Raw genomic sequence first — 5,824 nt, 5'->3', positions numbered from 1 at the left:
GTGGCTGGCCAGCTGGAACAGCCGCGAGGTCGTGCCGTCGAAGAAAACCGGCACCACGGTGGCGCCGCTCTTGGCGATCATGCGGGCGGTGAAGCCGCGCCAGCCCGGATCCATCGGATGGGCGAAAGGCGTCAGCGCGGTCGAGACGGTGCCGCCCGGGAAGACCCCGATCACCCCGCCCTCGCGCAGATAGCGCAGGGCCTCGCGACGCGTCTCGATATTGGTCTGCACCGCTTCGCGCGTCTCGTCGAAGCTGATCGGCAGGATCACCCGGTCGAGGTCGCTGGCCTTGCGGAACACCCGGTTGGCCAGGATACGGAAATCGCCGCGCCGCTCCTGCAGGATGTGGCCCAGCATCAGCCCGTCGAGTATGCCATAGGGGTGATTGGCGATCACCACCACGGGCCCCTCGGCAGGAATGTTCTCAAGGCTGCCGGCGCTCAGCTCAAGCAACAGCCCGTAGCGCTGCACCATGACCGACCAGAAGTCCTGCCCGGCCCGCACATCCTCGGCATAACCATCGGCGCGCCGGATCAGCGCGGGTCGCCCCAGGGCGTTCTCCATCACCCGGATTACCATCCGCCCCGAACGGGTCTCGGCACTGGAGGCGTAGGAGATGTCACGGGCGATCTGCCGCGGGCTGGGGGGGCGCGGATTATGCTGGGACGGAAGAATTTCTGCAGTCATCGCGGTATCCGAACGGGTATGGCCCCGTCGAAAGGGCCTCTTGGTCCGGCCTCATAGACAGGGGCGCGGATTCGTTCCAGTGGTTTGAGCCCCCTCCTGCAGGCCCCTGTGACGCAGGACGATCCTGCGCCACAGGTAGTTGCAAAGTGTTTAACGGTCGACGTCATGTGTCGCGCCCCCCCGTCAGGGCAGCGGCGCCCCCTGTCAGATGGGGGCGCCGCGCGGGGAACGCAAAGCGACCGGCGTCACTCCGCCGCCGCGCGCACCGGGCCGGCATGCAGGGTCGCCAGAAGCGCCTCGCGCTCTTTCGCCGCCTTCGCCTCATTGGCGGATTTCACCGGGCCGAAACCGCGGATCTTCATCGGCAGCGCCGCCAGCGCCTTGACGCAATCCTTCAACTGTGGATCGTAACCCATTAGGATTTCTTCCATATCCTCTTCGTACTGCCGGATCAGGGCGCGCTCCATCCGGCGCTCGGCCTGGCGCCCGAAGGGGTCCAGCGGCGTCCCGCGCAGGCCCTTCATCGCCGCCAGCACCCGGAAGGGCGTCAGCATCCAGCCGCCGAACTGCCGCTTCTTCGGCCGGCCCGAGGCATCCTCTCCGCCCAGCATCGGCGGGGCGAGATGGAAGGACATGCGGAAATCGCCGTCGAACTGCGCCTGTGCCTTGCGGCGGGATTCCAGGTGCAGCCGGGCGACTTCGTATTCATCCTTGTAGCTCAAGAGCTTGTGGTACGATCTTGCCACGGCTTCGCGCAGCTCGGGGTCCTCGAAACGGGCCACGAAGGCGCGGTAGCGCCGGGCCAGCCGCCGGTTCTGGTACTTCTGCAGATGCTCGGCGCGCTGCTCGATCATCTGCTCGAGGCTCAGCGGCTCGGGCCGTTGCGCCGCGGGGGCGATCATGGCCTGCACCTCGTCGCGGTGCAGCACGGCCCAGCGTCCGACCTCGAAGGCATGCAGGTTGCGTTCGACCGCCGCACCGTTGAGCGTGATCGCCTGAACGATCGCCTCGTGGCGCAGCGGCACCAGCCCCTGCTGCCAGGCCGCGCCCAGCAGGATCATGTTGGCAAAGATGCTGTCCCCCATGGCGACCTGCGCCAGGGCCGAGGCATCAAACAGCACCAGCCGATCCCGCAAGCGGGCCTGCAGTTGCAACTCAAGCCGTTCTGACGGAAGGGAAAATTCCGTGTTTCGGGTGAAGTCGCCGGTGACGATCTCATGAGAGTTCACCACCGCGCCGGTCTGCCCGCCCCGGGTCAGGCCGAGGGTCTTGGACCCGGCGCTCACCACCAGGTCGCCGCCGATCAGCGCATGGGCCTCGCCCGCCGCGACGCGGATCGCCGAGATATCCTCGGGCCGCTCGGCAAGGCGCAGGTGGATGTGCACGGCGCCGCCCTTCTGGGCCAGCCCCGCCATCTCCATCATGCCCGCACCCTTGCCGTCGATCTGCGCCGCCTGGGCCAGCACCGCGCCGATGGTGACGACGCCGGTGCCACCGACCCCGGTCAGCACGATGTTGTGGGTGCCGCGGATCTTTGGCAGCACAGGCAGCGCCATCTCCTCGGGCAGCTCAAGCGAGCGGCTGGCGGCCTTCTTCGGCACCGCGCCTTCCAGTGTCACGAAGCTGGGGCAGAAGCCGTTGAGGCACGAGAAGTCCTTGTTGCAGGCCGACTGGTCCACCGCGCGCTTGCGGCCGAACTCGGTCTCGACCGGGGTGATGGCAACGCAGTTGCTCTGCACCCCGCAATCGCCGCAGCCCTCGCAGACATCGGTGTTGATGAAGACGCGCCTGTCGGGGTCCGGGAACTCCTTCCGCTTGCGGCGGCGGCGCTTCTCGGCGGCACAGGTCTGCACGTAGATCAGCGCCGAGACCCCCTTCACGCTTGCCATTTTCTTCTGGACGGCCTCCAGATCGGCGCGTTCCGCAATCTCGATCCCTTTCGGGAATTGCGAAAGATCGACATCTTCCTTCGCGTCATGCACCACGGCGATATGGGCCAGCCCCATGGCGCGCAGCTCGTCCGCGATGCGGTAGGCGGTCAGCCCGCCCTCGTTCCTCTGTCCGCCGGTCATCGCCACGGCATCGTTGAACAGGATCTTGTAGGTGATGTTGACACCTGAGGCCAAGGCCGCCCGGATCGCCTGAACGCCCGAGTGGTTATAGGTCCCGTCGCCGAGGTTCTGGAACACGTGGTCGCGGGTCGAGAACGGCGCCTCGCCGATCCAGTTCGCCCCCTCGCCGCCCATGTGGGTGAAGCCGCTGGTCTCGCGGTCCATCCATTGCACCATGTAGTGACAGCCGATGCCGGCATAGGCGCGGCTGCCCTCGGGCACCTTGGTCGAGCTGTTGTGCGGGCAGCCGGCGCAGAAGTAGGGCAGACGTGCAGCCAGATCGGTGACATTGTCGTTGCGGCGGACTTCGGTCAGCGCCTCCATCCCGGCGCGGATGCGGTCGGTGCCGCGGCCCTCTTCGACCAGGATCGCGCCCAGCTTCTCGGCGATCCAGACCGGATCAAGTGCGCCCTTGGTCGGGAAGAGCTCTTCGGCATGGCCCCCGCCCTTCTTCCAGCCATAGACGCGGCGGCCGCGACGGTCGTCGAAGATCGACTCCTTGACCTGCACCTCGATCAGCTTGCGCTTTTCCTCTACCACCACGATCAGGTCCAGCCCCTCGGCCCAGTCGTGGAAGCTGTCCATGTCCAGCGGCCAGACCTGCGCCACCTTGTAGGTGGTGATGCCCAGACGCTCGGCCTCGGCCGCGTCGATGCCCAGCAGGGACAGCGCATGAACGAGATCCAGCCAGTTCTTCCCGGCCGAGACGAAGCCGATCTTCGCGCCCGGCTTCCCCCAGACCCGCTTGTCGATTTTGTTCGCACGGGCAAAGGCTTCCGCAGCGAACCTCTTGTGATCTATGATCCGCGCCTCTTGCTCGACCGGGCTGTCGCCGAGCCGGATGTTGAGCCCACCCTCGGGCATCTGGAAGTCCTCGGGCGTGACCAGCTTCATGCGGAAGGGATCGCCATCGACGACCGAGGTCGCCTCGACCGTATCCTTCATCGTCTTCAGCCCGACCCAGACCCCGGCATAGCGGCTCAGCGCATAGCCATAGAGGCCCAGGTCCAGGATCTCCTGCACCCCGGCGGGGCTGACGATCGGCATGTAGGCATCGACCAGCGCCCATTCGCTCTGGTGCAGCACGGTCGAGCTTTCGCCGGTATGGTCATCGCCCATGGCCATCAACACCCCGCCAAGCGGTGCCGTGCCGGCCATGTTGGCATGCTTCATCGCATCGCCCGAACGGTCCACCCCCGGCCCCTTGCCGTACCAGAGCCCGAAGACCCCGTCGACGCGCCCCTCGCCGCGCAGGTGCGCCTGCTGGCTGCCCCAGAGGGCGGTGGCGGCGAGATCCTCGTTCAGCCCCTCCTCGAAGCGGATGTCCGCGGCCTGCAGGATCTTGCCGGCCTTGCGCATCTGCATGTCCACGGCGCCAAGCGGCGATCCGCGGTATCCCGTGACATATCCCGCGGTGCTCAGCCCCGCGGCCTCATCCCTTGCTTTCTGCGCCAGCATCAGGCGCACGAGGGCCTGGGTGCCGTTCAGCAGGACCGGCGACTTCTTCAGGTCGAAACGGTCGTTGAGGGAAATCTTCTCCTGGCTCATGCTTGGTGCCTCCTCCGCATGCAGTATAGCCGAAGTTCGCGCCCGCACCGACGACACGATGGAAAATTAAGGAAAAACGCCCTATTCAAGTGGGGGCACCCCCGCTATGAGGGGCGCCACGACCGGCAAGGTTGATTTATTGTGCGGCACAGCCCTCAGACGACAGGCAGTTTCAAGATGGATTGGGATAAGCTCAGGATCTTTCACGCGGTTGCCGATGCCGGCAGCCTGACCCATGCCGGCGATGCGCTGCACCTGTCGCAATCGGCGGTCTCCCGCCAGATCCGCGGGCTGGAAGAGAGCCTGAACACCACCCTGTTCCACCGCCACGCGCGGGGACTGATTCTCACCGAACAGGGGGAATTGCTGTTCGATGCGACCCGCGCCATGGCCAAGCGGCTGGAAACCGCGACCGCCCGGATCCGCGACAGCGAGGAGGAGGTCTTCGGCGAGCTGCGGGTGACCACGGCGGTCGGCTTCGGCACGCTCTGGCTGGCGCCGCGCCTGCCCAAGCTCTACGAGAAATACCCCGACCTGAAGATTGACCTGATGCTGGAAGAGCGCGTGCTGGACCTGCCGATGCGCGAAGCCGACGTGGCCGTCCGCATGAAGGAGCCCTCGCAGGCCGACCTTATCCGCAAGAAGCTGATGTCGATCCGCATGCGCTGCTATGCCTCGGCCGACTACATCGCCCGCTACGGCCGCCCCGAGACGCTGGAAGACCTGTCGACGCACCGGCTGATCTGCCAGACCCCCTCGGCGCCGCAGGTGGCGGCGGGCGCCTCCCTGGTCGGCCAGCTGATGGCCGCCGAGGTGCGGTCGACGCTGACGGTCAACAACTACTTCGGCGTCCTGCAGGCGGTGATCCACAACCTCGGCATCGGCGTGCTGCCCGACTACATCGTCGAGGACTTCCCGACGCTGGAACGCATCTTCCCCGACATCGAGTCGGGCGAGGTGCCGGTCTTCCTCGCCTTCCCCGAAGAGCTGCGCCACTCCAAGCGCGTTGCCGCCTTCCGCGAGTTCGTCCAGGACGAGATCATGGCGCACCGCCGCACCCTGCGCGACCGCGACACGGACTGACCCGCCCTCCGGGCGATGAAGCCGCCTCAGTGGCCCGAGAGGTGATTGCCTCTCGGGTGCGTGCCTGTCCTCTCCCTTCTGAAATGCCCTCCCCCGTCGCAACCGGCGGTGCTGAGGGCGGCCGCCGACGCTTCAGGCGCTGAAACCGTCCTGCGCCGCGTAGCACTGCACACAATGCATAGCAGTAATGTAAACCCTGCGGCATTTTGGGACTTGATCGTTTCAACTCCGACCAATATCTGGGCATTCGATGATGATCGCGCTTACCGGCGCATCATCTTCATACCTCCCTGTTGGACTTGGCCGGACCTTGTGTCCGGCCTTTTTTTTTGGCCCGCCACTGAAACGGGCGTCCTGCGCCGGATCAACGCCCCTTCTGCCTCCACTCTGGCGAA

General features: G+C 66.2%; 3 protein-coding genes. 1 reads left to right on the top strand and 2 read right to left on the bottom strand.

Annotated elements, in window-relative coordinates; genetic code table 11:
* Together OS124_RS0117035 and OS124_RS0117030 are read right to left on the bottom strand one after the other, a co-directional pair.
* Window positions 1-687, bottom strand: a 687-nt coding sequence (locus OS124_RS0117035; RefSeq protein ID WP_050900919.1) for a 1-acyl-sn-glycerol-3-phosphate acyltransferase, incomplete at its 3' end; no start/stop codon positions are given.
* A 245-nt stretch (window positions 688-932) separates the two neighbouring features.
* Window positions 933-4,346 carry an indolepyruvate ferredoxin oxidoreductase family protein gene (locus tag OS124_RS0117030; protein WP_010141041.1) on the bottom strand — a complete coding sequence of 1,138 codons (3,414 nt, stop codon included), beginning with the start codon at window positions 4,344-4,346 and terminating at the stop codon, window positions 933-935.
* Between the two features lie 177 nt (window positions 4,347-4,523).
* Between OS124_RS0117030 and OS124_RS0117025 the strand changes: the two genes are divergently transcribed.
* The gene (locus tag OS124_RS0117025) at window positions 4,524-5,429 is read left to right on the top strand and encodes a LysR family transcriptional regulator (protein ID WP_010141040.1); all 906 of its coding nucleotides are present in this window, start codon (window positions 4,524-4,526) and stop codon (window positions 5,427-5,429) included.
* Window positions 5,430-5,824: the final 395 nt, after the last annotated feature.

Source organism: Oceanicola sp. S124, assembly GCF_000220565.1.
Classification (GTDB): Bacteria; Pseudomonadota; Alphaproteobacteria; order Rhodobacterales; family Rhodobacteraceae; genus Pseudooceanicola.
The sequence above is the reverse complement of the archived record's forward strand: the minus strand, read 5'-3'. Positions and strand labels throughout refer to the sequence as shown.